Here is a 25,950-nt window from a genome sequence, read left to right on the forward strand (position 1 = left end):
TTTGCTTGGATTATTTACGTGTCACCGGTCTGTCAAAGACCTTCGGCAAGACCACCGTGCTGGACCACATAGCCCTCGATGTCGCCGAAGGCGAACTGGTCACGCTGCTCGGCCCCAGCGGCTGCGGCAAGTCAACGCTGCTGCGCTGCATTGCCGGACTGACTGCTCCCGATCAGGGTCGCATCCATGTCGCCGGCAGCGACATCACGACGGTCGCGCCGCAGCAGCGCGGCATCGGCATGGTGTTCCAGAGTTATGCGCTGTTTCCGAACCTGACCGTGCTCGGCAATATCGGTTTCGGCCTGAAAATGCAGCGCCTGCCTGCCGATGTAGTCGCGCAGCGCACCGAGGCCATCATCGCGCTGGTCGAACTGGGCGGCCACGAATACAAGCTGGTGCACCAGCTCTCGGGCGGCCAGCGCCAGCGGGTGGCGCTGGCCCGGGCGCTGGTCGTGCGGCCGCGCATTCTGCTGCTCGACGAGCCGTTGTCGGCACTCGATGCGCGCATCCGCAAAATGCTGCAGGAAGAAATCCGCCGCATCCAGCAGCAACTGAAACTGACCACGATCTTCGTCACGCACGATCAGGAAGAAGCGCTGATCCTGTCGGACCGCATCGTTGTCATGGACGGCGGGCGCATCGTCCAGCAGGGTGCCGCCGAGACGATTTATGCGCGGCCGGCAACTGCCTTCGTGGCGCGCTTCATCGGCAATGTCAACTTGCTTGATGCGTCGCAAGCGCGCGTGCTGCTCGGCCTGGAGATCGACGGTCAGCTCGCGATCCGCCCCGAATCGATCTCATTGGAAGCTGCTGGCAGCGCTGCTGCAGGTGGCTGTCCGGCCGTCGTGCGGCACCACCAGTTGCTCGGCAACGTGATCCGTTATCACGTCACGACGCAGGGTTGCGCGCTCATGGTCGACACGCTAAATCGCAGCCCGGCGCACTTGCTGGCTGCAGGTAGCGCGGTCGGTCTGGTCTTCGATCACAGCCAGTTTCAGCCGGTTGAGTAAGGTAAAAACATCTTTCCATGCCTGTTAAAGCAGGACGATCCCTGCTGATATCTAATGAAAAACATTCGACAATTTCCTTGAAACCCAAGCTGCGACTGGGTTTTGTTTTTTTTGTGCGATGGATGATAAGGATGCGGGACCTGCTTCGCTGAAACGCGATTGACTGACGCCAATAGGAATTACTATCATTTGGGATGCCGCATTTCCGGGCCGGTCATCAAGCGCAATGTTGCGTGCGGGATCGTCATTGAGGGTGTTGTCCTTTGAAATCACTTCCTGCTTTGCCATTTAGCCGTTTTCATCTTGCCTTTTTGCAGGCGTTTGCAAGTGTTAGTTTGCTGTACGCCACTGGCGCTGCAGCGCAGACCGAACTGGTTGAAGTGTTGGTAGAAGGTACCTCGCTGCCGCCTTACGTCGGCGGTGCATTGTCTTCCCCGAAATACACCCGTCCGCTCGCTGATTTGCCGCAAACCATCACGGTCATTCCCGATCAATTGATGGCAGAGCAGGGCGTCAAGAGCTTGCGGGATGCGTTGCGCAATATCACCGGCATCAGCATGCAAGCCGGTGAAGGCAATCCGCCCTCCGGCGATCAACTGAAAATTCGCGGATTTTCTGCGCGCGACGATATCCTGATTGATGGTGTCCGCGATGTCGGCAACTATTTTCGCGATCCCTTTTTCATTGAACAGATTGAAGTCACGAAGGGCCCATCATCGGCTTTCGCCGGGCGCGGTTCCACCGGCGGCACGATCAACCAGGTCAGCAAGGCGCCCCGCATGAATGCCTTCCGTGAAATCGAAGTCAGTGCCGGCACCGACGACCTCAAACGTCTGACGGTTGATCTCAATGCGCCGATAGAGACCTGGCCCGGCGCTGCCTTGCGCTTGAATTTGATGGCCCATGAAGCCGATCAGGCCGGACGTGATCAGGTCAGCAACCGGCGCTGGGGTGTCGCGCCGACGCTGGCCTTCGGATTGGGTACGGCGACGCGCGTGACGCTGGGATTCCTGCATACGGAGCAGGATAATCTGGCCGATTCGGGTATCCCGAATTCGCGTAATTTTTCATTGGCCGGCTCGGGTTTCGAGGGCCGGATTGCACCCGTCGATACGCGTCATTTTTATGGCTACACCACTGATTACCAGCGCCTGACGTCGGACCAGGGCAGCGTAAAAATCGTCCACGAATTTAACGAAAGCGTGTCCTTGCATAACCAGTTGCGTGTCACGCGCACGCACAACGATTCGGTGTTTTCCTCGCCACGGTACGCCCCCGGGAATCTGACGACGATCGATGCGGACACGCGTGTGGTGGGCAACCAGAAACCACGTGACCAGATTGATCAGGTGCTCATCAATCAAACCGATCTGACCGTCAAGTTCAATACCGGAAGGGTGGCCAATACGCTGGTGGTAGGGACTGAATTTTCCCGGCAAAAATCAGAAAACCGGCGGCGGCTGGACACCAACGGATCCACCACGAGTCTCTTTGATCCGGTTGCGCGTGCGGCGACAGCCTTGCCTTATAACGGTACCAGGGCACAGCTCGACACCGATCAGGCAGCAATTTATGTGTTCGATACGATGAAGCTCACGCCGCAATGGGAATTGAACGGCGGCTTGCGCTACGACTACGTCAAGACCAGCGTGCGTGGCATCGACGACAGCGGTCGCTTGCCTGGTTATGTCAGCAATCTGGCGCATGTGGACAAGCAGACCAGCGGCAGTCTTGGCCTGGTCTACAAGCCGGTGCCGCAGCTCAGTCTGTATGCCGGCTACGGCACGTCGTTCGATACGTCAGGGCGCGCTGACCTGGTGCAGCTTGCGGGTGGCAATAACAATGTGCCGATTGCGGAGAGCAGCTTTCGCGTCGCCCCTGAAAAAAGCCGGAGCGTCGAGCTTGGCAGCAAGTGGGCGGTGCTGAACAATCAGCTCGATCTCAATGCAGCGATTTTCCGGACCGAAAAGACCAATGCCCGCACGCCTGGATTACCGGGCGAACCACCGCTCGTGCTCGATGGTATCCAGCGTGTCAACGGACTGGAGTTGAGCGTTGCCGGTCGCATCAATTCCAATTGGAATGTGTTTGGCGGCTATACCTATCTGGATGGTCAAGTAACGCGGTCCAACACCGCATTTGAAGTCGGCCAGCGACTCGACAACATGCCGCGTCACAGCATCAGTGCCTGGACCACATATCAACTGACACCCAAGCTGACCGTTGGCGGCGGCGTTCAGTATATGGATGCACGCAACAGCAATATTCGTGGTGATGACCGCGACAACTTCACGATAACGGCAGCACCTTACTGGGTCGGCGATGCGGTGGCTTCTTACCGGGTCAATGCCAGCACCACGTTACGTCTCAATATTTATAACGTCGCCAACAAAACGTATACCTACGAGCTCGCCAGCGGTCAAAGCATCCCGGGTCCGGGACGCTCGGCCACTTTAGCGGCGCAGTTTGCGTTTTAACCATGATCCTGCCTATTCCTGACCTACTCAATCCCGACGAACTGGCCCGGCTCCAGGGAGCACTTGCCAGTGCTCCCTGGGAGGATGGCAAGCAGACCGCCGGCTATCAATCATCACGGGTAAAACATAACCAGCAATTAGCCGAACAAAGTGGTCTGGCACGCCAGCTGGGCGAAGTGGTTCTCGATGCGCTGCAACGCAGTTTTTTGTTTCATTCTGCCGCGCTGGCAGATAAGGTATTTCCGCCCTTGTTCAACCGGTATGAAGCAGGACACGGTTTCGGTACCCATGTCGATAACGCTATTCGTCCGGTCGCCGGTTCATCCGGTCGCATTCGTACTGATCTGTCGGCCACCCTGTTTTTAAGCGATCCCGCCAGTTATGACGGTGGTGAGCTGGTGATCGAGGATACCTATGGCGCGCAGTCGGTCAAGTTACCGGCGGGTCACTTGATACTTTATCCCTCGACCAGCTTGCACAGGGTTAATCCGGTGCGGCGCGGCGTGAGGCTGGCCTCTTTTTTCTGGGTACAAAGCATGGTCAAGGACGATGGCGAACGCAGCCTGCTGTTTGACCTGGACATGAATATCCAGCGTCTGCGCCAGGAGCTCGGCGATGATCACGGCACCCTGATTTCGCTGACCGGCTGTTATAACAATCTGCTGCGCCGGTGGGCGGTGCTGTGATTATTCATGCTGAAGGCGGGAATTATTTTATTCGTCGTGTCGATCACAGGGCAGGTAACTGATGTGGACGGCAACGGATTAGCGCTGGCCTGATATCCTTGCGGGTTGTTAAGTATCCGGTGCAACCCGAAACGGTCGCCGGATGCCTTTGCTTTTTGATTGAAGTTGCCCTCCGTGAGAAGTGCCATGTCGCAAAATAAGTTCGACCAGTCCACCAGCGCCTTGCCCCAAGCCGTGCTGGAATACGCCACCACCTGCGAGCTGCCGACACCCTGGGCGACCTTCCGCCTGCATGCCTTCACGGAAGCCGCCACCGGCAAGGAACATCTGGCGATGGCGCTGGGCGATGTCGGCGATGGTGCCCCGGTGCTGGCACGGATGCATTCGGAATGCCTGACCGGCGATGCGCTGTTCAGCCAACGCTGCGATTGCGGCGCCCAGCTTGAAGCAGCACTGAAGAAGATTGCCGACGAAGGCCGTGGCGTGCTGCTGTACCTGCGCCAGGAAGGGCGCGGCATCGGCCTGGTCAACAAGTTGCGCGCCTATCATTTGCAGGATGGCGGTGCTGATACCGTCGAAGCCAACCAGGCACTGGGCTTTCTGCCGGACCAGCGCAATTACAGCCTGGTGCTGCCGATGCTGGCCCATCTGGGCATCACGTCGCTGCGCCTGATGACCAACAATCCGCGCAAGATCAATGCGCTGGCCGTCCTCGGCATCGACGTCGCCGAACGTATTCCGCTGCTGGTCGAACGCACCACTTTCAATACCCGTTACCTCGATACCAAGGCTGCCAAGCTGGGTCATCTGATTAAGCCCGACAAGCAATAAGCGGATGACGACACTGCCGGATAGTACTGCCCGCAAGACCTTCCTGATCGGCCTGGCCATCGCCGTGACCGGCGCGATCCTGTTCTCGACCAAGGCCATCGTGGCCAAGCTGATCTATCGCTACAACGTCGATGCTGTCACGTTGATCGCCTTCCGAATGCTGTTCTCGCTACCGTTTTTTCTGGTCATCGCGTTCTGGAAAATGCGGTCCGAGCCAGCCCTGTCGAATGCCGAGCGGGCACGCATCGTAGTGCTCGGTCTGCTGGGTTATTACCTGTCGAGCTTTCTTGATTTCCTTGGCCTGCAATACATCAGCGCCGGCCTGGAACGGCTGATCCTGTTTTTGACGCCCTCGTTCGTGCTGCTGATTTCAGCACTCTTCCTGAAGAAAAAAATTACCCCGCTCGAGTGGGGCGCGCTGCTCATTTCGTACGTCGGCATGCTGCTGGTGTTTGTGCACGATGCCCGAACCGGCGGTGCCAACGTGCTGCTTGGCGCGTCGCTGGTACTCGGTGCGGCCGTATCGTACTCGCTGTATCTGCTGGCTTCCGGCGAAATGGTGCGGCGGGTTGGCGTGCTGCGGCTGGTGTCGTATGCGATGTGCGTCTCGAGCGCGGCCTGCATCGGCCAGTTCTTTTTGCTGCGTCCGGCCGGCATGCTGGTACAGCCGATGGAGGTCTACTGGCTGTCGCTGTTCAATGCGTTTTTCTGTACGGTGCTGCCGGTGCTGATGACGATGTTCGCGGTGGCGCGCATCGGTGCCGGCACCGCGTCGCAGGCCGGCATGGTCGGTCCGGTCTCGACGCTGTTTCTGGGAGCGATGATCCTTGACGAGCCGATCACCGGTTTCCAACTGGCCGGTACCGGTCTGGTGCTGGCCGGGATCTACCTGTTGTCCCGCAAAAAAGCGTGATACGGTATCGCTCGTTCAGTTTCACCCTCGACCAACATAAAAATAATCAGGAGCATCAGCATGGCAAAAGCAATTCGCATCTTCAGGACCGGCGGGCCGGAAGTACTGGAATACGTCGACGTCGAGGTCGGTGATCCGGGTCCGGGTGAAGCGCGCGTGCGCCAGGAAGCCTGCGGCCTGAACTTCATCGACGTGTACTTCCGCACCGGCCTGTATCCGCAGCCGCTGCCAGCCGGTATCGGCATGGAAGGTGCCGGCGTGATCGAAGCCCTTGGCGCCGGCGTGACCCACCTGAAAGTCGGCGACCGCGTTGCTTATGCCGGCCGGCCGACCGGTGCCTACGCCGATGTGCGCGTGATGCCGGCAGCCATTCTGGTTCGGGTGCCGGATGCCATCGGTCTTGATACTGCGGCTGCGATGATGTTGCAGGGCATGACCGTGCAATACCTGTTCCGTCGCACCTTCCCGCTGCGCGGCGGCGAAACCATCCTGTTCCACGCCGCTGCCGGTGGTGTCGGCCTGATCGCCTGTCAATGGGCCAGAGCGCTTGGCGTGACGATGATCGGCACCGTCGGTTCGGACGAAAAAGGCGCGCTGGCGAAAGCCCACGGCTGCACCCACGTGATCAACTACAACACTGAAAACTTTGTCGAGCGCGTCAAGGAAATCACCAACGGTGCCGGCGTGCCGGTGGTCTACGATTCGATCGGTGCGGATACCTTTACCCAGTCGCTTGATTGCCTGTCGCCGCTCGGCCTGATGGTCAGCTACGGCAGCGCCTCCGGTCCGGTGCCGCCGTTCACGCTTAACGAACTGGTCTCGCGCGGCTCGCTGTTCATCACGCGCCCGACGCTGTTTTCGCACGCCGCCAAACGCGAAGACCTCGAAGCCATGGCCGCCGAACTGTTCGGTATGGTCGAGAGCGGCAAGGTCAGCATCGAGATCAATCAGCGCTATCGGCTGGCAGACGCCGCCAGCGCCCACCGTGACCTCGAAGCGCGCAAGACGACCGGCTCCACCATTCTGATTCCATGAGGACTGCATGAACGTCACTCCCCCGAAAGATCCGCGGCCCAACCCGATGGACCATCCCGACGAACAGCAGCCGGACGGATCCGATGGCTCGCCCAAGTTCGGACGGCTGCTGATCGTACTGGCGATTGCGGTGATCATGATCGTCGGCATTACATTCGGATCGCAGGCGTACTTTTCCTGATTGGTGATGATGTGCGGGGTGCCTCTGACAGGACCTGGGCAAACGGTGTCAGGTATCAATGCGGTGTAATTGGCGTTGCGAAGCTCTGTCTCTGCAGCACTTGTTGCGCTAGCGCAGTAACCCGGTGGTTGAACACTCTTAGAATTTGACGGCCCTGCCGACACCTTCCCGTGGTGTCCGGCGGGTCCGTTGCATTCCACGATACGCCACCATGAAGACCCGACGCCATGTCCGACCATCCGGCCAGCCACGCTCCTGAAGTGGTTCATTGCTCCTCCTCGCAGCCCGCTGCGAGCCGGCTGCGGGTGATCGAGAGTCTGGTCCCCGTCGCCCTTGCCGAAGTCACTGCGCAGCTGCCAGGCTTCATCGAACGCCTGGCTGACGCGATGTTCCGGCTCTCTGACCAAAGCGTGTTGCCCAACGAAGCCAGGCTCAGTTTCCATGCCTGGAATTACCTCGGAAAAAACGCCGGTCAGTTGCAGCGTGGCGTGCTCGACCAGCTCTCGCAGGCGTGGCTCGGCGAAATCGCCGCGCTCGACCAGACGCCGTTGTCCGGCACGCTACAAACTGCGCCCGACTTGAGGCTGGTTAGCCTCGAGGAAATGGAAAGCCGGGTTCTGATCGGCAACCTGTCCCAGGCCGTCGAGCTGGAGAATTCGGCCGCGCTGGTCGCACTCAATATCCGGCTGGGCCGGCTGCTGCAGCGCGATGTCATCAGCATTGCCCATAATCCGTTTCGACCGGCCGTGTTCGCGCGGGCCGTGCACGATGCCTGGTGCCGCTTCGATGGGTCGGACCAGTCGCACCGGCTGGTCTTGCGCCTGCTGCGTCCTGAGGTCCTGATCGATTTTGCGCCGTTACTGACAGCCCTCAATGGGGCGCTGATCGCCCGCGGTATCGTGCCGGACTTGCTCGATGATTACCGCAGTCGCCAGTCGTCACGGCCGTCGCCAGCGCCGGCCGGAGTGGCTGACGCCGCGCTGCGGCACAAACTCGAAGAGTGGCTCAATCAGGTCGATGGCGAACCGGTCGCTGCAAGTGCAGCCGGTCCCTGCGCGACCCTGCTCGGCTATCTCGATGACTTGCGCCAGGCAGCGCCGGTGGCGAGCTTGCGTGAGGCGATACGGCAGGCACCAGCCGATGCGCTGACACCGGCCGACCACAATGCGATTGAATTACTGGCCCGTATGTTTGACTTCGTATTCGGTGATTCGACCATTCCGGAGCACGTCAAGCAATTGCTCCGGCGCTTGCAGGTGCCGCTGCTCAGGACCGCGCTGGTCGACAAGGATTTTTTTTTCAGTCCGGCCTGTCCGCCGCGGCGCTTGCTCGACCAGCTGGCTGCATCGGGGCGCGGCTTGCAGCACGATGCGTTCGCCGATGATCCGCTGTACCGGCTCATCGAGCAGATTGTCGAGCGAGTGCAACGTGAATTCGATCAGCAGATCGGCATGTACAGCACGGTCGTCGCCGACCTCGAAGCGTATCTGCTGGCCGAACAGGAGACCGAGCATAGTGCATTGCGACCACGTATCGATGAAGCACGACGCCAGGAAAACATGCAGCAGGCGCGCGAGCTGGCCGGGAACGATATTGCCCGGCGCATCGAGAGCGGCGAGGTAGCGGGTTTCGTCGAAGTCTTCCTGGAAACCCAATGGATCCACATTCTGGTGCTTGCCCACAGCGTTGCGGCACGCAAGCCGGAAGCGCTCGACAAAGCCTTGCAGGCGATGGATGACCTGATCTGGAGCGTACGTCCCAAGGTCAGTCCGCAAGAACGCAAGGAGCTGGTCAGCAAGTTGCCGGCCCTGCTGTCGCTGATCAATGCCTGGCTCAATGCGGTTAAATGGGATGCGCCGGAGCGAGTGACGTTTTTTTCGAATCTGGCCGAACGCCATGCTGCCATCGTGCGCTTGCCGGCCGAGCGCTCACCGCGTCATCGCATCGAGCTGGCGGTCAATGTGGCCCAAAAGGCCAGCGAGCGCCGGCTCAACCGACGCGCCCGCGAAATGCACGACGTACCGCTTGATCAGTTCGTGCATGTGGTCGACAGCATCGAGCCGGGCAGTTGGGTCCGGTTTGTGCGCAGCAATGGCAATGCCGGTACGTTCCGGCTGGCCTGGATCAGTCGGCTGCGCACGCGCTTCGTGTTCAGCAGCCGGCACAGTGAAGAATCCTTTGTGTTTACTGCCGGTGAATTGGCCTCTGCCTTGCGCGAGCAGGGCGCGGAGGTCTTGCCGCACGGGTCGGTGGTGACCCGTGCACTGGCGGCGGCACTAGAGCAGTAAAGTCAGCTTACGTCACTGCGCCATCTTCAGGTCGATGGTGCGTGCCATGCCATTTTTGCCCGGAAAGTCGGCGAAGGCGCTGTGCACCATGTACGGCATCACGGCGGGCAGCGACGGATTCTCGCCCTGGCTGTTGACGCGCACGTCGTACAGACTCTTGCCATCGGCATGGCGCGCGATCAGCACGTGTAGTTGCCGGCGATGGAGTTGGTAGATGCGTTCCTGGTAATCGATGACCGGTGGTCCGCGGAAAAACGGATCGTAGCCAAAGCCGAAATGGCGTCGCGAATAAAATCCGCCGCCATAAAAGAACGGATCGCCGTAGACCGGTTGCACGGTGCGGACATCGACCACATCGACGTTATAGGACAGCGTGATCTTCAGGCTAGGCGCGTTGCCGGTGCCGGTTTCGGCTTCGTTCAGGCCAAGCCGGCGCACGTCATTGCGCACGAGGTTTTCATAGGTCAGGTATTCGAGGTCCTTGTCCTGGGCCCGAGTGCGTTCGAAGACATAGGTGCGGTTGGGCAGATCGGCTGGCCAGTCACTGAAGACGGTGACATTGCTGCGCACGGTGCTGGCACAACCGGCCAGCATCACGAGCAGCACTGCCAGCAGGGGCAGGGTGAGGCGTTTCATAGTGATCTCCTTGGACAATGGCGATCAGGCTAGCGCGTTTTGGGAAATGCTGCCTGCAGCGCTCGCCACGGTTAGCGCGGGTTCTCGAAAAAAATGTAATTCGAGCCGAAATCACTGATCTCGAAATACACTTTTTTCTCGCCGGGGTCGGCGATCATGTTCAGGTTTTCATCGAGCACGCCATAGCCGAAGCGATAGGCGCGCGGCTTGTTGTCATCGGTGCCCATCGCGGTGGTGATCTTGTCGATACCAATGAAGCGACGCACCAGCTTGTCGCCGGCATAGAACTCCAGCACGCCGTTGGTGCCGGTCCAGTTTTGTACTGACCGGCTGATCTTGTTCTGCTGCTCTTTTGTGCACGCTGCGGTCAACAACACTAAAGCGCACAGCAAACCTGTTGACACAATTCTCATGCCTGGCTCCGATCCTTGTAAAATGCCACGTTGCGTTAAACGTCGAGAAGATTACCATCCCATGCGTACTGAAAATCCCCCCACCATCTTTCGCGAGCAGTACACACCGCCCGCTTATTTTGTCGATACCGTCGACATGGGGTTCGATCTCGATCCAGTCGAGACGCGCGTCACCACCCGCATCCAGCTTACCCGCAATGTTGCCAGTGACGACCACACGATTACCCTATCCGGCGATGAACTGAAGCTGGTCAATATCAGCATGAACGGCAAGCGACTCGACGAGCAGGCTTACCAGCTCCTCGATGGCACGCTGCGCATCGCCAACGCGCCGGACCAGGCCACGCTCGAGATCGAGACCGCCCTCGCGCCGCAGCACAATACCTCGCTGATGGGCCTGTACGTTTCGAGCGGCAATTTCTTTACCCAGTGCGAAGCAGAAGGCTTCCGCAAGATTACCTACTTCCCTGATCGTCCCGACGTGATGGCCAAATACACCGTGACGCTGCGCGCCGACAAGGCTGCCTATCCGGTGCTGCTGTCGAATGGCAACCTGATCGATCAGGGCGACCTCGACGATGGCCGCCATTTTGCGCTGTGGGAAGACCCGTTCAAGAAACCTTCCTATCTGTTTGCGCTGGTGGCCGGCAAGCTGGTCTGCCAGGAAGAAACCATGCGGCTCAAGTCGGGTCGCGACGTCCTGCTGCAAGTCTGGGTCGAACCCGGCAACCTCGACAAGACCCAGCACGCGATGGATTCGCTGAAGAACAGCATTACCTGGGACGAAGAGCGCTTCGGGCTGGAGCTGGATCTGGACCGCTTCATGATCGTCGCCGTCGGCGACTTCAACATGGGTGCAATGGAGAACAAGGGCCTCAACGTCTTCAACACCAAGTTCGTGCTGGCCAATCCGCGCATCGCGACCGATGTCGATTACGCCAACATCGAATCAGTGGTCGGCCATGAATATTTTCATAACTGGACCGGCAACCGCGTGACTTGCCGCGACTGGTTCCAGCTCTCGCTCAAGGAAGGCCTGACGGTCTTCCGTGACCAGGAATTTTCGGCCGATCTGGTTGGCTCCGAATCGGGTCGTGCGGTCAAGCGCATCGAGGATGTGCGCGTGTTGCGGCAGGCCCAGTTTCCGGAAGATGCCGGTCCGATGGCGCACTCGGTGCGGCCTGATTCGTATCTCGAGATCAACAATTTCTATACCGTCACGATCTACGAAAAGGGTGCTGAAGTGGTCCGCATGTACCAGACCCTGTTCGGTCGCGACGGCTTCCGCAAAGGCATGGACCTGTACTTCGAGCGGCACGATGGCCAGGCCGTCACCTGCAATGATTTCCGTGCCGCGATGGTCGATGCCAACGGACGCGACCTGAGCCAGTTCGAGCGCTGGTACAGCCAGGCAGGCACGCCGCAAGTCAGCGTCAGCACCCGCTACGATGCGGCCGCCGGCACCTATGCGATCACGCTGGCCCAGCACTGCGCTGCCACGCCCGGCCAGCCCGACAAGCTGCCGTTCCATATTCCGGTGGCGGTTGGCCTGCTAAACAGCAAGGGCGACGACATGACGCTGCTCTTGCAGGGCAGTGCGGCCGTCAGCACGACGCCGCAGCATACCGTCGTGCTCGAACTTACCGAGGCGGAACAGACTTTCATTTTTACCGGCGTGACGGAGCAACCGGTGCCATCGATACTGCGTGATTTCTCAGCACCGGTGGTGCTGAGCGTCGATTACAGCGATGACGAACTGGCCTTCCTGATGGCCCACGACAGCGATGCCTTCAATCGCTGGGAAGCCGGCCAGCGACTGGCGACGCGCCGCTTGCTGGCACTGGTCAGCGATAGCGCCGCCAACGCCGACAGCTTGCTGGCCGAGGCCTTGCGCGCCACGCTCAACGACCGCGAGCTCGGTGCCTCGTTTCGCGAAGTGATCCTGACGCTGCCCTCCGAAACCATGATTGCCGAAGCGCTGGCCGTGATTGACCCGCAAGCCATCCATCGCGCGCGTCAAGCCTTGCGCGTGGCGCTGGCAACGACTTTGCGCACCGACCTCGAAGCCGCCTATGCCGACAACCTGACGCCGGGTGCCTACCAGCCCGATGCGATCTCGTCGGGCAAGCGCGCGTTGAAGAATGTCGCGCTGTCGCTGTTGGCGGAACTCGACGATGCCGCGGTCCATGCACTGGCGCAAACGCAATACGACGCCGCCGGCAACATGACCGACCGGCTGGCGGCGCTGGCGGTGCTGATCAATACCGGCGCACCAGGGCGGGATGCGGCACTGGCCGGTTTCTATCAGGAGTTCGAAGCCGATCCGCTGGTTATCGACAAGTGGTTCACGCTGCAGGCGATGGCGCGTGGCACCGATGTCGCTGCGGTTCGCGCCCTGATGCAGCACCCGGCCTTTACCCTGAAAAATCCGAACCGCGCACGCAGCCTGGTGTTCAGTTTTTGCAATGGCAATCCGGCGCAATTCCATGCCAGTGATGGCAGCGGCTATGCGTTCTGGGCCGAGCAGGTCATCGCGCTCAATGGCATCAATCCGCAAGTCGCGGCCCGCCTTGCGCGTTCGCTCGACCGGTGGCGCAAATTTGCCCCGGCACGCCAGCCACTGATGCAGCAAGCACTCAAGCAGGTTGCCGGCTCGGCAGCTCTCTCGACCGATGTAATGGAAGTGATCAACAAGGCACTTGCCAACTGAACCGAAAGCAAAGAGACCATCATGAAACGTATCAGCCTGACCCAGCACCTGGTTGAAGAGCAACGCAACCACAACACTATCCCGGCCGAATTGCGGCTGCTGATCGAAGTCGTCGCACGCGCCTGCAAGACCATCAGCCACGCAGTCGGCAAGGGCGCGCTGGGCGATGTGCTCGGTAGCGCCAACATCGAAAACGTACAGGGCGAAGTACAAAAAAAGCTCGACATCATCAGCAATGAAATCCTGCTCGAAGCCAACGAGTGGGGTGGTCATCTGGCCGCGATGGCATCCGAAGAAATGGAAACCATCCACCTGATTCCGAACCGCTATCCGATGGGCGAGTACATGCTGCTGTTCGACCCGCTCGATGGCTCGAGCAACATCGACGTGAACGTTTCGATCGGCACGATTTTTTCTGTGCTGAAAGCACCCGACGGCATGGCCGCACCGACCGAGCAGGATTTCCTGCAACCGGGCGCGCAGCAAGTCGCCGCCGGTTACGCCGTGTATGGTCCGCAGACCGTGCTGGTGCTGACCACCGGCAATGGCGTCAACTGTTTCACGCTCGATCGCGAGATGGGTTCATGGGTACTCACACAGAGCAATATCCAGATCCCGGCCGATACCCGCGAATACGCGATCAACGCCTCGAACGCCCGCCACTGGCATCCGCCGGTCACGCGCTACGTCAATGAAATGCTGGCCGGCACCAGCGGCCCGCGCGAAGCGGATTTCAACATGCGCTGGATCGCCTCGATGGTCGCCGACGTGCATCGCATCCTGTGCCGCGGCGGTATCTTCATGTATCCGGCCGATGTGCGTGATCCGAGCAAGCCGGGTAAATTACGCCTGATGTACGAAGCCAATCCGATGGCCTTCATCGTCGAGCAAGCCGGCGGTGCCGCCACCGACGGCCACGGCCGCATCCTCGATATCCAGCCGGAAAAACTGCATCAGCGGGTGCCGGTATTCCTGGGGTCGAAGAATGAAGTCGAGCGGGTGACCGCGTATCACAAGGAGTAAGTACAAGCAGTAATTGGTCCGGTGCGAACCCTGGATGAAGGGATTCCTCCGTGGTTCGCCGGGTAAATGCAAAGTGGGCTGGTATTTCGCAGTGAAACTTTGCTAGAATACGACACTTCGCTGATGTAGCTCAGTTGGTAGAGCAACTGATTCGTAATCAGTAGGTCGGGTGTTCGATTCGCCTCATCAGCACCAAGAATTGGCAGGAAAACAAAAAGGGTTATCCGCTCAGGCGGATAACCCTTTTTTGTTGCCCGTCGTGCGCGGGTTGCTAGCGCAAGATGCTGATCATCTTCACGTCGATTTCCGGCGACTCCATGAAATCCTTTTCGACTTCGCCGCGAATTTCGATGCGGGTGGTTTCATCGATGGCCTGGGTCGGGAAATCGCGATCGTCGATCTCGACGCGGATTTCGTTTTTCCCGTCGGAAAAAATATATTTTTCCTTGCTGATTTTTTTCAGCAGCACGCCACGCAGCATCACTTCCTGGTCGTCGACCGGATTCTTCAGGATGTCCGCAACGGTCACGGTGACTTTCTGGCTGGAGGGACCGACATACTGGGCCTGGACGGCGGTCGGGATGCCGATGGCGAGGACGGTGGCGAGGATCAGGCTGCGGGCGTTGAAGTGGGACATGGGCGGGAGGTTCTCCTGGCGTGAGGCATGGATGGATTGTCGTTGTCATCGACAGGGGTGATGCGGACTAGTATCGCACTACCTGTCGGTAGTAATAATTTACCGCTCTACTAGAGGTAGGTTGCGGGGGAAGACTGCCGCACGGTCCGCAAAAACGAGCGCGGAAATCTGCGTTACATTGGCCATCACTTCACCCGGGAGAAACCCATGTATCGATCCGCACCGAGCTCCGCGAACACCGCCGCGCGCCGCACTGCCATCCTCTTTTGCGCTGCGGTCCTGACCTTGTCGGGATGTGCCGGCACCGCGCCGGTAGCGCGCACCACACCGGCCTTGTCTGCAGAGCAGATCGCAAGCTTGGTCGCCGGCCCGGATCGCAGTGATGCCGATCGAACCAATGATGCACGCCGCAAGCCGGCGCAACTGCTGGAATTTCTGGCGATCCATCCCGGCATGATGGCGCTGGACCTCAGTGCCGGCGGTGGCTATACCTCGGAGTTGCTGGCGCGCGCAGTGGGTCCGGCGGGTCGGGTCTATGGCCAGAGTGCGCCACGCAATCCTGCCGCAGTCGCACCGGCCGCGCCTGAAGGCGGCAGCGCACCGGTGGTCGTCAGTGCACCCCGGCCTGCGTCGGTGCCGTCACCGGTCGCGCTGGCCGAACGTGCCAGAAAAGCGGGGCTGGGCAATCTGATGGCTGTGGTGCAGCCCTTCGAGAATCCGGTTCCTGCTGCGGCCGGACAGCAACTTGATCTGGTCACGCTGATGTTCAATTATCACGATCTCGGCCATATGGGCGTCGATCGCGCAGCGATGAACCGGGCCGTGTTCACGGCGCTCAAACCGGGTGGGACCTATGTGATTGCTGACCATGCCGGACGTGCCGGCACCGGAATTTCCGAAGCCGGCACCTTGCACAGGATTGATGAGCAATTCCTGCGTCGCGAAATCGAAGCGGCCGGGTTTGTCTTCGTGGCCGAAGCCGGTTTTCTGCGCAATCCGGCCGATCCGCGCGATCGCAATACCCCGGAGCCGCTGCAGCCGAAGGATGACTTTATCCTGAAGTTCAGCAAGCCCTGAGGACTGCCGGCCGGTCAGGCGTTGCGCAAGGCCTCGACCATGCCATCGAGCTTGACCGAATCCGCGCAGAACGCACGGATGCCTTCGGCCAGTTTCTCGGTGGCCATCGCATCGTCGTTGCACATCAGACGGAAGGCGTTTTCATCGAGCGTGAGCTGGTGCAGGTCGGCCGCTTGGGCCAGTGCCGGGCTGAGCTGGCGTTCGACGGTGGCGCTGCTGTCGGCCAGCTTTTGCAGCAGTTCCGGGCTGATCGTCAGCAGATCGCAACCCGCCAGTTCGAGGATCTGTGACGTGTTCCGAAAGCTCGCCCCCATCACTTCAGTGGCATAGCCGAACTTGCGATAGTAGTTGTAGATGCGCTTGACCGACTGCACGCCCGGATCGTCGGCGCCGCTGTATTCCAGCCCGGTGGATTTCTTGTACCAGTCGTAGATGCGTCCGACGAATGGCGAGATCAACCGTGCGCCCGCATCGGCACAAGCGATGGCTTGCGGCAGCGAAAACAAGAGCGTCATATTGCAGCGGATCTGGTCGCGTTCGAGGATGTCGGCGGCGCGTATGCCTTCCCAGGTCGAGGCGATCTTGATGAGCACGCGCTCGCGCGGGATGCCGGCGGCTTCATACAAGGCGATCAGGTGACGGCCCTTGGCAACGATGCCGGGGGTGTCGAACGACAGGCGGGCATCGGTTTCGGTCGAGACGCGCCCGGGAATGAGCTTGAGGATTTCGCCGCCGAATGCCACCAGCAGATGGTCGACGATGCCGGCAGTGGACTTGTCGGCGTGATCGCGCACGGCCTGCTCGAGCAGGTGGCGGTAGGTGTCTTTTTGAACTGCTTTCAGGATCAGCGACGGGTTAGTCGTGGCGTCCTGCGGCGCGAAGCTGGCGATACTCTGAAAATCGCCGGTGTCGGCGACGATGGTGGTGAATTGCTTGAGTTGTTCGAGTTGGTTCATGAGCGCAATCAATGAGTGGTCGACAAGTTTTCTATTGTACTCAGTCCGTGCAGGGCTTAGCCCGCAAGTCGGTCACGGAGTCCAGCGCGGCATTCCAGTCGGCCAGAAAGCGCGGCATCCCGAAACATTCGCGGGCGCGTCGTTGCGCACCGCGTCCGAGTGCAAAGGCATAGGGCGGGTTGTCCAGCAGTTCCTGCATGTGGGCCGCGAGTTTGTCGATATCGGTGTCGACGTAACCCGATATGCCGTTCTGGATCACGCTGGCCATCGCGCCGGTGGCCAGACCGATGACCGGCATGCCACTCATCATGCCGGCAATGACGCCGGGATCCAGAGTGTGGTCGTGCCCGGGATGGAACAGGAAGCGATAGCGCGTTGCCGAGGCCGGCAGTCGACATAGCGGGTAATCGTCTCCGGCAAAAGCCCGGCAGCGCGTGGGGATGACTTCCAGGGGGATGCGCTGGCATAGCCGCCGGTAAATATCATTACCGGAACGCCGGCTGGAATGCGACCAGAGGGTGTTGCCAAGCATCACGCCGCAGGGACGGTCGCCACCGTATTCGCTACCGGGTGAGGGCATCACGCCCTGGTCGATGATACGGATGGTTTGCTGGCCGTTATCCCACATCAGAGCGTTGTAGGCAGTCACATGCACCAGCAGCACGTCCGGATCGTCGACCGGATGGCGCCTGCCGCCGGCGTGCTTGCCGGGCGCGGCATGTTCGACATAGATGCGTGGCAGGCGTCGCTGTGCCTCTGTCAGATAGCGATGTTGCTCGTCCAGATAGTGTTCCCGACGGTGAAACAGGATGCAGTCGAACTGCCCTGCATTGGCCTTGCTGGCCGGTAGTGGACGGATGTTGCTGCGTGATGGCCAGCCGTGGCCGGGACTATCCCGGTCGGTCATCAGATAGAACTGGTGCGGCAGCTGGCTAAGCGCATGCAGGTAGTTGCCGTGTGCCTGCCAGGTGAGGATGCGCAGTGGACGCATGCGGGATTCGCTTTCGGAAAACGGGGCTGTGCCGTAAGTGACTGCGGGAGCTTAGAGCGGCGGTGGTAGTTTTGTTTGTGCTGGCGCAATCCTTGTGCACCTAGTCCGCACTGTGTCGCTTACAAGCAGCACACTTCGTTTTGCTTGCATTCTCGTGACACCAACGACGGTGAATTGAGTCGGCACTTCGCGTGATTGATGCTTTCCATTGATGGCATCGATGGAGCTGGCCATCACCTTTGCAAGCAGCCATCCGCGGCACTTTCGTTCATTTCTTTTTATTTTGGAGAGCAACATGACAGAGCAAAACGGTTCGATGCAATTTAGTAGCGAGGCCGGTCAGTCACGATCACCGTCTTCGGGGACATCCCCTTCCGGCACCATGCCAACGCCGCTTGCGCAAGCGTGGACGCAACCGGCACAGTTGCTGTCGCAGCTATCGACGGCGTTCGGGCAGATGCCGGTGCGCATGCTGGAACAGGAAGCCAGCATGCTGCAAAAATCCTTTGCCTCACCCCGGCAGTGGTTGCCGAATGTATTCAATGCCTGGGAAGAGCCGCTCGTGATGATGCGCAAATTGACCGAGGACATGGATCAGTATGCCAGCCGGCTGATGCAGGGACCATTGGCCGGCACCGGCCAGCGGTCGCTGCCGGCAACGCCGCACTGGACACCGACTGTCGATGTCTCGCATCGCGGCAACGAGATCGTCATCTGTGCCGATTTGCCTGGATTAACGCGTGACGATGTGCACTTGCAGATGCACGAAGACAAGTTGACGATCGAAGGCGAACGGCATGCGGAGAGTAGCCGGCAAGTCGATGGCTATCATCGTACCGAGCGGATGCAAGGCCGTTTTTCGCGCTCGATTCCGCTGCCCGAAGGAGTCGATCCGCAATCGGCCCGCGCCAGCATGCGCGATGGCGTGCTGGAGATCGTCGTGCCGCTGCATGCCCGCCAGCACGGCGTGCGGCTGGAGATCAGCGAGGCTGGCGAGGACGGGCAGAGGGAGCAAAAGGGAGAGCAGTCGGCGTCACGCCGTGAACAGCCGCAAGGGCAGTCGCAAGCACCGCAACCGCAGCGCCAGAACGCCGGCGCTGCGCCGCGTTCCGAAGTGAAAGCCTGACGCGGCGAACTGTATTGATCGCATGGTGCGACACAGGTGCATCACCACACCCGTGTCGCGCCATGCCGGACGTCAATCAGGCTGCGAGCCTGCCGCCCATCTTGCAGCCATCGAGCAGAAACGACAGACCGACCACAAGTACCAGTTCGCCTTCGGCCGAGCGGGCCGTGCCAGTGATGCCCTGCACCGACAGCGCAGTCAGTGGCTTGATGACCATCTCGGCCGTGCCTTCGACTTTTTCGACGGCGAGAATGTACGGGCTCGGTGCCGCGATGACGATGCCGACGCGCTCCGGACCTGGCGTATAGCCGAGGATGGCGGCCAGCGAACGCACCGGCAGCGGTTGTCCCTGGTCACGCAGGACCGGCGCACCACCGACTTCCATGTAGGTTTCGGGTAACTCGACGACCCGCTGCACGACTGCCATCGGCATTGCCAGTGCGGCGTCGGCGGTACGGACCAGCATGGTCGGCACGATGGACAACTCGATCGGCAGGCGGATCGAGAACCTTGTACCACCGCCGAGTGCCGAATCGATGCTGATGGCACCGCGATGTTTTTCGACGGCAGTCTTGACGACATCCATGCCGACGCCACGACCCGATACGCTGGACGCCACCTCTTTGGTCGAGAAGCCAGGCAGAAACACCAATTGATAAGCTTCCTGATCGGTGTGCGCGGCGCTGTCGCTGATGAGGCCCTTCGAGACCGCCTTACGACGCAGTTCGGCCGCATTGAGTCCCTTGCCGTCGTCGCCCAGTACGATCATGACGCTGTTGGCTTCCTGCCAGGCTTTCAGCGAAATGATGGCGCGCGACGGCTTGCCGAGTGCGGCCCGGTCGACGGCACTTTCGATGCCGTGATCGAGCGCATTGCGCAGCATGTGGACCAGCGGGTCGTAGAGGCTGTCGACCACGACGCGGTCGACTTCGGTCTCGGCGCCTTCGATGACCAGTTCGACATCCTTGCCGAGATCCTTGGCCAGTTCGCGCACCAGGCGCGGGAATTTCTGGAACAGGCGACCGACCGGCTGCATCCGCGTCGACAACGTCGCGCGTTGCAGTTCGGTCGAATAGCGCGACGCGCGATTGAGGGTTTCGGTCAGGCTGACCATCAGCGCGGCGGCGGCACCATCGAACTTGAATTGCTGGAGTTTTTCCAGCAGCACGCTGGCTTGATTGGCTGCCTGCACCGATTCGCCGGCCACTTCAAGCAGTGCATCGAGCTTGACGGCATCGACGCGAATGCTGTCTTCCTTGATCGAGGCTACCATCGGCTTTTCGCCGGCAGCCGGTGCGGCGGTAGTGGCGATGGCAGCGGCAGCGGCCGCCATGGCGACCGCGGCGACGGCAGGAACATGCACGGCTGCGACGACCGGTGCAGCACCGGGCACGACGGCGGCGTAGAGCGCTTCCCAGTCCAGCGCGCCATTACTGGTGGTCGCCGCGACGGCGATGGCAGCGGCCGCCGTGACTGCAACCAGGGGCGCAACCGGTGCAACGTCGGCCATGGCTTTGCCTTCAATGGCCTGGGTCAGGATATTTTCGAGTGCGGCGGGCATCGCTGACAGGCTCTCGGGACGCGCACCATTAGCCAGTTCAGTGAGCTGGTCGGCTACGAAACCGCTGGCTTGCAGCGCTGCCTCGATGGCCAGTGGCGTCACCGGTGCGGCACCGGTACGCAAGGCGTCAAACAAATTTTCTGTCAAGTGGCAGGCCGAGACCATCGCCGGCAGGCTCATGAATCCGGCACCGCCCTTGATCGTGTGGAATGACCGGAAGACCGCGTTCAGAGTTTCCTTGTCGTTCGGCCGTCGCTCCAGCGTCAGCAGGTGCTCTTCCACGTTGGTCGCCAGTTCCAGCGCCTCGATCACGAAATCCTTCAGCATGTCTTCCATCAGAAGCCCAATCCATCCAGAAGACTATCGACATCGTCCTGCTGCATGGCGACACCGACAATGGCCGGGCCTTGCATCAAGTCGGTTTCTTTTTCATCGCGGCGTTCCTTGAGCAGTTCCGGCGGCGCGTTGTCGCGCAGCAGTTGCGCCAGCTCGATTTCGACTTTCTGGGTGATGACGACGATTTTCTTGATGAGCTGGCCGGTGATGTCCTGGAAGTCCTGCGCCATCATGATTTCAAGCAGGCGGGCTTTTTCGGTATCGGTGTTGGTCAGGACGGTACCGGCAAAGCTGCGCGAGTCGGCAGCCAGCACTTTGAATTCGTCGACGCTGAGCTTGCCGTCGTACAGCTGGGTCCAGCGGCTATCCATGTCGCGGGCCTGCTTGGCCAGGGCGTCTTGCGCCGGCATGCCTTCGTCGATGGTATTGAGGACCTTGTTAGCCGCCTGCTCGGTCAGCGTGGCGATGTATTCGAGGCGGTCCTGGGCATCGGTGATCTGCGATGTAGCAGCGTGCAATGTGCGGTCATAGCCCAGTTCACGCAGCGAGTCGTGCAACAGCCGGACAATACCGCCCAGGCGTTCGAACATCGGATTGTCGGAAGTTCTGGCGGGTGTGGCTTCGTGTTCCTGCTGTTGTTCCTGCTGTTGTTCCTGCTGTTGTTCCTGCTGTTGCGTGGTCTTTGCCGCGGTGGTGGCCGGTGCGGTTGTCGCTTCCGGTTCCGGGTCGGCAAGGGTGGCGGTCCGTTGTGCGGCTACTTCTTCAAACAGCGCATCGAAATCATCTGACATGGCCGGTACTTCCCTGATTGGTTGTGTGTCGAGCCGTTTGCGGCAGCGCCTGGCGCTGCGGGCATCGGGACTGTCATGCGTGACAGAGGGTCCCCCGCCAGGCATGAATGTCCCCGATGATACCCAAAAACCGGTGCGCCAAGGAACGGAACTGGCACAAAAAACTTACATTTGAGCAATCACAGTTTTTTGTCCACACGACCGTCTGACAGGCGTTGATTGACGCTGCTCTCGGCAAACGACTACACTGGCGGCGTTTTGGTGCCCGCGCGTCGTCTCCGATGCGCAGTTAAACGGGAAACACGCGTTCATCACGGACAAGCGTGTGCTGCCCCCGCAACGGTAAACAAGCGCAGAACTGATTTCTGCCGGCCGCATGTCAACACCACTGTGCAACGCTGCATGGGAAGGTGATGCGGTTCGACTTGGGAGCCCGGATACCGGCCAGGACAGGTGGAAACGCAGCATCGGAGAAGTCCGGTTTGCTGCATTTCTGATTAACCGCGCCTGCGGGGAAGCTGGCGTAGTGCTCCCTTGTTTGATTGCCTTCCATGCCCACTTTTTACCGCCCCACCTCCCGTGCTTCTGCACGGGCGCTGACCTTTGTCTCTCTGGTTTCTGTCGCCGCCGGCGCGCTCGCCGACACCAGCATGCCACCGGTCGTCGTGACCGCAGCCCGTATCGAACAGAGCCAGGCTGATGCCTTGCCGCACACCACGGTCATCTCCAGCGATACCATCCGCAACAGCCAGGCGATCGATGTGCTGACACTGCTGCGCAATGAAGCCGGCCTGCAATTTACCCAGAGCGGCGGACCGGGACAACTGGCCTCGTTTTTCCTGCGCGGTGCTTCGCCCAGCCAGACCTTGATCCTGATTGACGGCGTGCCGGTGCGGCGCGAAGGCTTCTCGGGATCGGCGGCGCTCGAGCACATCCTGCCGGAGCAGATCGACCACATCGAAATCGTACGCGGTAACGTCTCGGCGATTTATGGTTCGGGTGCCATTGGCGGCGTGATCCAGATTTTTACCCGGCGCGGCGACCGCACACCAGTCATCGGTGCCACTGTCGAAGCGGGTTCGCGCGGCACCATCAATGTCACCGGCGACATCGCCGGCCAGAGCGACGGCACGCGCTATGCAGTGACCGCAGCGCGCTTCCGCACTGATGGGTTTTCAGCGATGAATCACACCCAATTTCCGAATGAAAATCCGGACAAGAACGGCTACGACAACACCAGCGCCTCGGTATCGTTGTCGCAGCAATGGGCCAAAGGACACGAAGCCGGTATCCGCCTGTATGCCAACGAAGGCAATTTCACCTATGACGGTGGCGGCTTCGGTGCGCCGACCGACATCAACAAGGGCACATCGAAGCAGCAATCGCTGGCGCTATTTTCGCGCGACAAATTGTCGTCGTCATGGGTGTCGAACCTGACCTTGTCACAGACTCGTCTGAGCAACCGCAATATCTCGATCAGTGCCTTCGGCTACGACAGCCGGTACGACAGTACGGCCAATCTGCTGCAATGGAATAATGAGATCTCGCTTACGCCGGACTGGATATTGATCGCCGGCGCTGACCTGGGCCATGAAAAAGCCGACGTCAGCAACGACGACGGCTTTGCCATCACGCGCAACGCACCTTCACGCTCGACCTCCAGCGTCTACGCCGGTATCAGCGGCAAGGCCGATGCCCATCTGCTGCAAGCCAACGTGCGCCACGATCAGGTCGACGGCTCCGGTTCGAAGACCACCGGCTATCTTGGCTATGGCTATGCACTGACACCGGCGCTCAAGCTGATCGCCAGCGCGTCGACCGCTTTCAATGCACCGACACTGGCGCAAGTCTATGACCCCGACAATGGCAATGCCAAGCTCAAGCCCGAGACCTCACGCTCGGTCGAGCTCGGTGCGCAATACGCGCTCGCCGGCACACTGGTGCGCGCCACGGTATTCAAGACCCGCACCAAAGACCAGTTCGGCATCGATCCGGATAACTGCTTTAGCGGTGCCTATCCGTTCGGCTGCCCGACCTTCAACATTGCCCAGGCCAGTAATCAGGGTGTCGAACTCAGTGCCAGCGGCAAGCTCGCCAGCGTCGACCTGAAAACCAGCCTGACATTGCAAGAGCCGGTCGACGATGCGACCAAGCAGATTCTGATCCGCCGTGCCCGCACGCTGGCGTCGGTCTCGGCAGCGCAAGCCTTTGGCGCATTGCGGGTCGGTGCCGACGTCCAGTACAGCGGTAACCGCAACGACGGCAGCCGCTCACTTGGCGGCTATGTGCTGGCCAACCTGAACGCGCGTTACGCGTTGTCGAAATCGGTCTCGCTGTTCGCCCGGGTCGACAACCTGTTCGACCGCGATTATCAGACGATCTATGGCTACAACCAGCCACCACGTGGTGTGTTTGCCGGCTTGCGCTGGCAGCAATGAGGCAGCAGTGAATAGCGGCTCGCAGCGCGCCTGGCTGATCCTGTTGTCGATGGCGGCGACCGCTGCCCTCGCGCTGGGGGCAGCGGTCGCCTGCGGCAGCACGGGCTGCTTTGCCGGCTCGGCCGATATTGTCTGGGCCTTGCGCCTGCCGCGCGCGCTGTCGGCGTTCGCGGTGGGTGGCTTGCTGGCGCTGGCCGGTGCGTTGATGCAGGTCTTGCTGCGCAATCCGCTGGCCGATCCGTATGTGCTGGGCGTGTCCGGCGGTGCGGCCGCCGGCGCGATGACCGCGATGTTGCTGGCACCTGCCGCGCTGCTGGCCTGGAGCGCACATGTCGGTGCGCTGGCCGGTGCGCTGCTGGCGACCGGCTTGCTGTTTGGTTTGGCCCGGGGCGCGTTGTTGCGCTTGTCGGGAAGTGTTTCCGGAATTCGTTTGATCCTGACCGGCGTGATGATTGCCGCCGGTTTTGGTGCTTGCATGACCTTGTTGCTGACCCTGGCGCCGGACGCGCGCTTGCGCGGGATGATCTTCTGGCTGATGGGTGACCTTGATAATAATTTGCTGTACGCGCCGGCCTGCATCGCGCTGTTGCTGGCAGTGATCTGGTCGTGCGCCAATGCGGCACGGCTCAATGTGCTCGCGCATGGCGATGCTGCCGCGCAGTTGCTGGGCGTGCCGGTGCTGCGCCTGCGTGCGCTGACTTTGCTGGTGGCCTCGGTGGCAACGGCGGCGGCGGTGGCCGTGGCCGGCACAATCGGTTTTGTCGGGCTGGTCGTACCGCATGCATTGCGACTGCTGTTGGGCAATGACCAGCGACTGCTGTTGCCGGCCTGTGCGCTCGGTGGCGGCATCGCGCTGGTGCTGGCCGATTTGCTGGCGCGCGCCATCGTCGCGCCGACCCAGCTACCGGTCGGCGTGATCACCGCGCTGGTCGGCGTGCCGGTATTTCTGTTCCTGCTGCAGCGGGGGCGGGCGTGAATTCCCTGCGGGCTGAACATGTCAGCATCACCATCGGCGGGCGAACCCTGATCCGCGCGCTCGACTGGCAAGTCAGTGCTGGCCAGTTCTGGTGTGTGCTCGGGCGCAATGGCGTCGGCAAAACCAGCCTGCTGCATACGATCGCCGGCTTGCTGCGACCGTCGACCGGACGGGTGCTGATCGACGAGGTGGCGTTGCCGGCGATTCCTGCGCTGGCGCTGGCACGCTTGCGCGGGCTGATGCCGCAACAACATGTCGATGCGTTTTCGATGTCGGTGCTCGAAACGTTGCTGATCGGTCGCACGCCGTATCGCATCGGGCGCGGCTGGGATACCGATGCCGATATCGCTGCCGCCCGTGCGGCGCTCGATAGCGTCGATCTGGGCGGTCGCGCCGGTAGTGACGTGCTGCAGTTATCGGGTGGCGAGCGCCAGCGCGTCGCGCTGGCGACGCTGCTGGTACAGGCACCGGCGATCATGCTGCTTGACGAGCCGACCGCGCATCAGGATGTGGCGCACCAGCTGGCAATGCTGGCACTGGTGCGCCAGCTCAGCGAGCGGCATGCGGTGGTGATGAACTGCCATGACATCAACCTGGCGGCGCGCTTTGCGACCCATGTGCTGGTGCTGGGCGCGGATCGTAGCTGGAGCGGCACGGTCGACGCCGTGCTGGTGCCGGCGGTGCTGGAGCCGGCTTTCGGTTGCGCTTTCCGGGTGCTGGAAGGGCAGGGGATGCGCAGCTTTATTGCGGGGTAGCGCTGTGGTCCGGATTTTGATGAGGTTTTCCGGCGTTCGCCAGGGCATGTGGTGCCAATGCCCGTTGGTTATTGCACCCTTGTATTATGGTTTTGAAGTTGTC

23 protein-coding genes, 1 tRNA gene and 1 riboswitch are annotated in these 25,950 nt (G+C 60.7%); of the genes, 16 read left to right on the forward strand and 8 right to left on the reverse strand.

Annotated features, from left to right (window positions below):
* Window positions 1–5 precede the first annotated feature (5 nt).
* Window positions 6–1,010, forward strand: coding sequence for an ABC transporter ATP-binding protein (locus RHM62_RS05785; protein WP_322124594.1), 1,005 nt, complete (start codon window positions 6–8; stop codon window positions 1,008–1,010).
* Between the two features lie 51 nt (window positions 1,011–1,061).
* Here the strand turns inward: RHM62_RS05785 and RHM62_RS05790 are convergent, their stop codons facing one another.
* Window positions 1,062–1,298 (reverse strand): hypothetical protein, encoded by a 237-nt coding sequence (locus RHM62_RS05790; RefSeq protein ID WP_322124595.1) that lies wholly within the window; start codon window positions 1,296–1,298, stop codon window positions 1,062–1,064.
* A 47-nt stretch (window positions 1,299–1,345) separates the two neighbouring features.
* Between RHM62_RS05790 and RHM62_RS05795 the strand changes: the two genes are divergently transcribed.
* From RHM62_RS05795 to RHM62_RS05825, 7 genes are all read left to right on the forward strand, one after another.
* Entirely contained in the window at window positions 1,346–3,487 is a 2,142-nt protein-coding gene (locus RHM62_RS05795; protein ID WP_322124596.1) for a TonB-dependent siderophore receptor, read from the forward strand.
* A 2-nt stretch (window positions 3,488–3,489) separates the two neighbouring features.
* On the forward strand, window positions 3,490–4,173 hold the full coding sequence (locus RHM62_RS05800) for a Fe2+-dependent dioxygenase (RefSeq protein ID WP_322124597.1): 684 nt from the start codon (window positions 3,490–3,492) through the stop codon (window positions 4,171–4,173).
* 186 nt (window positions 4,174–4,359) lie between these two features.
* Entirely contained in the window at window positions 4,360–5,004 is a 645-nt protein-coding gene (gene ribA, locus RHM62_RS05805; RefSeq protein ID WP_322124598.1) for a GTP cyclohydrolase II, read from the forward strand.
* A 4-nt stretch (window positions 5,005–5,008) separates the two neighbouring features.
* Window positions 5,009–5,917, forward strand: coding sequence for a DMT family transporter (locus RHM62_RS05810; protein ID WP_322124599.1), 909 nt, complete (start codon window positions 5,009–5,011; stop codon window positions 5,915–5,917).
* 60 nt (window positions 5,918–5,977) lie between these two features.
* Window positions 5,978–6,952 carry a quinone oxidoreductase gene (locus RHM62_RS05815; protein ID WP_322124600.1) on the forward strand — a complete coding sequence of 325 codons (975 nt, stop codon included), beginning with the start codon at window positions 5,978–5,980 and terminating at the stop codon, window positions 6,950–6,952.
* A 7-nt stretch (window positions 6,953–6,959) separates the two neighbouring features.
* Window positions 6,960–7,133 carry a hypothetical protein gene (locus RHM62_RS05820; RefSeq protein WP_322124601.1) on the forward strand — a complete coding sequence of 58 codons (174 nt, stop codon included), beginning with the start codon at window positions 6,960–6,962 and terminating at the stop codon, window positions 7,131–7,133.
* Window positions 7,134–7,360: 227 nt separating this feature from the next.
* Window positions 7,361–9,421 (forward strand): DUF1631 family protein, encoded by a 2,061-nt coding sequence (locus RHM62_RS05825; RefSeq protein WP_322124602.1) that lies wholly within the window; start codon window positions 7,361–7,363, stop codon window positions 9,419–9,421.
* A 12-nt stretch (window positions 9,422–9,433) separates the two neighbouring features.
* Here RHM62_RS05825 and RHM62_RS05830 read toward each other — a convergent pair whose 3' ends face one another.
* Together RHM62_RS05830 and RHM62_RS05835 are read right to left on the reverse strand one after the other, a co-directional pair.
* Window positions 9,434–10,057: a DUF4136 domain-containing protein gene (locus RHM62_RS05830; protein ID WP_322124603.1), complete on the reverse strand. Its 624-nt coding sequence runs from the start codon at window positions 10,055–10,057 to the stop codon at window positions 9,434–9,436.
* A gap of 71 nt (window positions 10,058–10,128) precedes the next feature.
* A complete protein-coding gene (locus RHM62_RS05835; protein WP_322124604.1) occupies window positions 10,129–10,470 on the reverse strand; it encodes a hypothetical protein in 342 nt (113 codons plus the stop codon).
* A gap of 61 nt (window positions 10,471–10,531) precedes the next feature.
* Here RHM62_RS05835 and pepN point away from each other — a divergent pair, with 61 nt between their 5' ends.
* The 3 genes from pepN to RHM62_RS05850 all read left to right on the forward strand — a co-directional run bounded on the left by pepN (window position 10,532) and on the right by RHM62_RS05850 (window position 14,398).
* Window positions 10,532–13,180, forward strand: a complete 2,649-nt coding sequence (gene pepN / locus RHM62_RS05840) for an aminopeptidase N (RefSeq protein ID WP_322124605.1) — start codon at window positions 10,532–10,534, stop codon at window positions 13,178–13,180.
* 21 nt (window positions 13,181–13,201) lie between these two features.
* Window positions 13,202–14,203: a class 1 fructose-bisphosphatase gene (locus tag RHM62_RS05845; RefSeq protein WP_322124606.1), complete on the forward strand. Its 1,002-nt coding sequence runs from the start codon at window positions 13,202–13,204 to the stop codon at window positions 14,201–14,203.
* Between the two features lie 119 nt (window positions 14,204–14,322).
* Window positions 14,323–14,398: transfer RNA gene (locus tag RHM62_RS05850), tRNA-Thr, on the forward strand.
* A gap of 76 nt (window positions 14,399–14,474) precedes the next feature.
* Here RHM62_RS05850 and RHM62_RS05855 read toward each other — a convergent pair.
* The gene (locus tag RHM62_RS05855; RefSeq protein ID WP_322124607.1) at window positions 14,475–14,840 is read right to left on the reverse strand and encodes a NirD/YgiW/YdeI family stress tolerance protein; all 366 of its coding nucleotides are present in this window, start codon (window positions 14,838–14,840) and stop codon (window positions 14,475–14,477) included.
* Between the two features lie 207 nt (window positions 14,841–15,047).
* On the opposite strand from RHM62_RS05855, the gene RHM62_RS05860 reads away from it, so the two are divergent.
* Window positions 15,048–15,917 carry a hypothetical protein gene (locus RHM62_RS05860; RefSeq protein WP_322124608.1) on the forward strand — a complete coding sequence of 290 codons (870 nt, stop codon included), beginning with the start codon at window positions 15,048–15,050 and terminating at the stop codon, window positions 15,915–15,917.
* A 14-nt stretch (window positions 15,918–15,931) separates the two neighbouring features.
* Here RHM62_RS05860 and tal read toward each other — a convergent pair whose 3' ends face one another.
* Window positions 15,932–16,873, reverse strand: a complete 942-nt coding sequence (gene tal, locus RHM62_RS05865; RefSeq protein WP_322124609.1) for a transaldolase — start codon at window positions 16,871–16,873, stop codon at window positions 15,932–15,934.
* 40 nt (window positions 16,874–16,913) lie between these two features.
* Complete coding sequence (locus RHM62_RS05870) at window positions 16,914–17,864, reverse strand: glycosyltransferase (protein ID WP_322124610.1); 951 nt, start codon at window positions 17,862–17,864, stop codon at window positions 16,914–16,916.
* A 295-nt stretch (window positions 17,865–18,159) separates the two neighbouring features.
* On the opposite strand from RHM62_RS05870, the gene RHM62_RS05875 reads away from it, so the two are divergent.
* Window positions 18,160–18,990 carry an Hsp20/alpha crystallin family protein gene (locus RHM62_RS05875; RefSeq protein WP_322124611.1) on the forward strand — a complete coding sequence of 277 codons (831 nt, stop codon included), beginning with the start codon at window positions 18,160–18,162 and terminating at the stop codon, window positions 18,988–18,990.
* A 76-nt stretch (window positions 18,991–19,066) separates the two neighbouring features.
* Here RHM62_RS05875 and RHM62_RS05880 read toward each other — a convergent pair whose 3' ends face one another.
* Window positions 19,067–20,887, reverse strand: a complete 1,821-nt coding sequence (locus RHM62_RS05880) for a chemotaxis protein CheA (protein ID WP_322124612.1) — start codon at window positions 20,885–20,887, stop codon at window positions 19,067–19,069.
* A complete protein-coding gene (locus tag RHM62_RS05885) occupies window positions 20,887–21,678 on the reverse strand; it encodes a protein phosphatase CheZ (RefSeq protein WP_322124613.1) in 792 nt (263 codons plus the stop codon). Before RHM62_RS05885 ends, RHM62_RS05880 begins: the two co-directional genes overlap by 1 nt.
* 242 nt (window positions 21,679–21,920) lie before the next feature.
* Window positions 21,921–22,142, forward strand: a riboswitch (cobalamin riboswitch).
* A gap of 87 nt (window positions 22,143–22,229) precedes the next feature.
* On the opposite strand from RHM62_RS05885, the gene RHM62_RS05890 reads away from it, so the two are divergent.
* Genes RHM62_RS05890 through RHM62_RS05900 form a run of 3 tightly spaced genes read left to right on the forward strand, consistent with a single transcriptional unit; the run spans window position 22,230 to window position 25,847 of the window.
* Window positions 22,230–24,116 carry a TonB-dependent receptor plug domain-containing protein gene (locus RHM62_RS05890; protein WP_322124614.1) on the forward strand — a complete coding sequence of 629 codons (1,887 nt, stop codon included), beginning with the start codon at window positions 22,230–22,232 and terminating at the stop codon, window positions 24,114–24,116.
* A 7-nt stretch (window positions 24,117–24,123) separates the two neighbouring features.
* Entirely contained in the window at window positions 24,124–25,092 is a 969-nt protein-coding gene (locus RHM62_RS05895; protein ID WP_416172291.1) for a FecCD family ABC transporter permease, read from the forward strand.
* The gene (locus RHM62_RS05900; RefSeq protein ID WP_322124615.1) at window positions 25,089–25,847 is read left to right on the forward strand and encodes an ABC transporter ATP-binding protein; all 759 of its coding nucleotides are present in this window, start codon (window positions 25,089–25,091) and stop codon (window positions 25,845–25,847) included. The genes RHM62_RS05895 and RHM62_RS05900 overlap by 4 nt, the downstream gene beginning before the upstream one ends.
* The last annotated feature ends 103 nt before the right edge of the window (window positions 25,848–25,950 follow it).

Source organism: Actimicrobium sp. CCC2.4 (assembly GCF_034347385.1).
Classification (GTDB): Bacteria; Pseudomonadota; Gammaproteobacteria; order Burkholderiales; family Burkholderiaceae_D; genus Actimicrobium.

What these genes read in the sequence shown, in the direction of transcription:
- RHM62_RS05790 (WP_322124595.1), bottom strand. Translation starts at nt 1,298, where the DNA reads ATGGCAAAGCAGGAAGTGATTTCAAAGGACAACACCCTCAATGACGAT.
- RHM62_RS05800 (WP_322124597.1), top strand. Translation starts at nt 3,490, where the DNA reads ATGATCCTGCCTATTCCTGACCTACTCAATCCCGACGAACTGGCCCGG.
- ribA (WP_322124598.1), top strand. Translation starts at nt 4,360, where the DNA reads ATGTCGCAAAATAAGTTCGACCAGTCCACCAGCGCCTTGCCCCAAGCC.
- RHM62_RS05810 (WP_322124599.1), top strand. Translation starts at nt 5,009, where the DNA reads ATGACGACACTGCCGGATAGTACTGCCCGCAAGACCTTCCTGATCGGC.
- RHM62_RS05815 (WP_322124600.1), top strand. Translation starts at nt 5,978, where the DNA reads ATGGCAAAAGCAATTCGCATCTTCAGGACCGGCGGGCCGGAAGTACTG.
- RHM62_RS05820 (WP_322124601.1), top strand. Translation starts at nt 6,960, where the DNA reads ATGAACGTCACTCCCCCGAAAGATCCGCGGCCCAACCCGATGGACCAT.
- RHM62_RS05825 (WP_322124602.1), top strand. Translation starts at nt 7,361, where the DNA reads ATGTCCGACCATCCGGCCAGCCACGCTCCTGAAGTGGTTCATTGCTCC.
- RHM62_RS05830 (WP_322124603.1), bottom strand. Translation starts at nt 10,057, where the DNA reads ATGAAACGCCTCACCCTGCCCCTGCTGGCAGTGCTGCTCGTGATGCTG.
- RHM62_RS05835 (WP_322124604.1), bottom strand. Translation starts at nt 10,470, where the DNA reads ATGAGAATTGTGTCAACAGGTTTGCTGTGCGCTTTAGTGTTGTTGACC.
- pepN (WP_322124605.1), top strand. Translation starts at nt 10,532, where the DNA reads ATGCGTACTGAAAATCCCCCCACCATCTTTCGCGAGCAGTACACACCG.
- RHM62_RS05845 (WP_322124606.1), top strand. Translation starts at nt 13,202, where the DNA reads ATGAAACGTATCAGCCTGACCCAGCACCTGGTTGAAGAGCAACGCAAC.
- RHM62_RS05855 (WP_322124607.1), bottom strand. Translation starts at nt 14,840, where the DNA reads ATGTCCCACTTCAACGCCCGCAGCCTGATCCTCGCCACCGTCCTCGCC.
- RHM62_RS05860 (WP_322124608.1), top strand. Translation starts at nt 15,048, where the DNA reads ATGTATCGATCCGCACCGAGCTCCGCGAACACCGCCGCGCGCCGCACT.
- tal (WP_322124609.1), bottom strand. Translation starts at nt 16,873, where the DNA reads ATGAACCAACTCGAACAACTCAAGCAATTCACCACCATCGTCGCCGAC.
- RHM62_RS05870 (WP_322124610.1), bottom strand. Translation starts at nt 17,864, where the DNA reads ATGCGTCCACTGCGCATCCTCACCTGGCAGGCACACGGCAACTACCTG.
- RHM62_RS05875 (WP_322124611.1), top strand. Translation starts at nt 18,160, where the DNA reads ATGACAGAGCAAAACGGTTCGATGCAATTTAGTAGCGAGGCCGGTCAG.
- RHM62_RS05880 (WP_322124612.1), bottom strand. Translation starts at nt 20,887, where the DNA reads ATGGAAGACATGCTGAAGGATTTCGTGATCGAGGCGCTGGAACTGGCG.
- RHM62_RS05885 (WP_322124613.1), bottom strand. Translation starts at nt 21,678, where the DNA reads ATGTCAGATGATTTCGATGCGCTGTTTGAAGAAGTAGCCGCACAACGG.
- RHM62_RS05890 (WP_322124614.1), top strand. Translation starts at nt 22,230, where the DNA reads ATGCCCACTTTTTACCGCCCCACCTCCCGTGCTTCTGCACGGGCGCTG.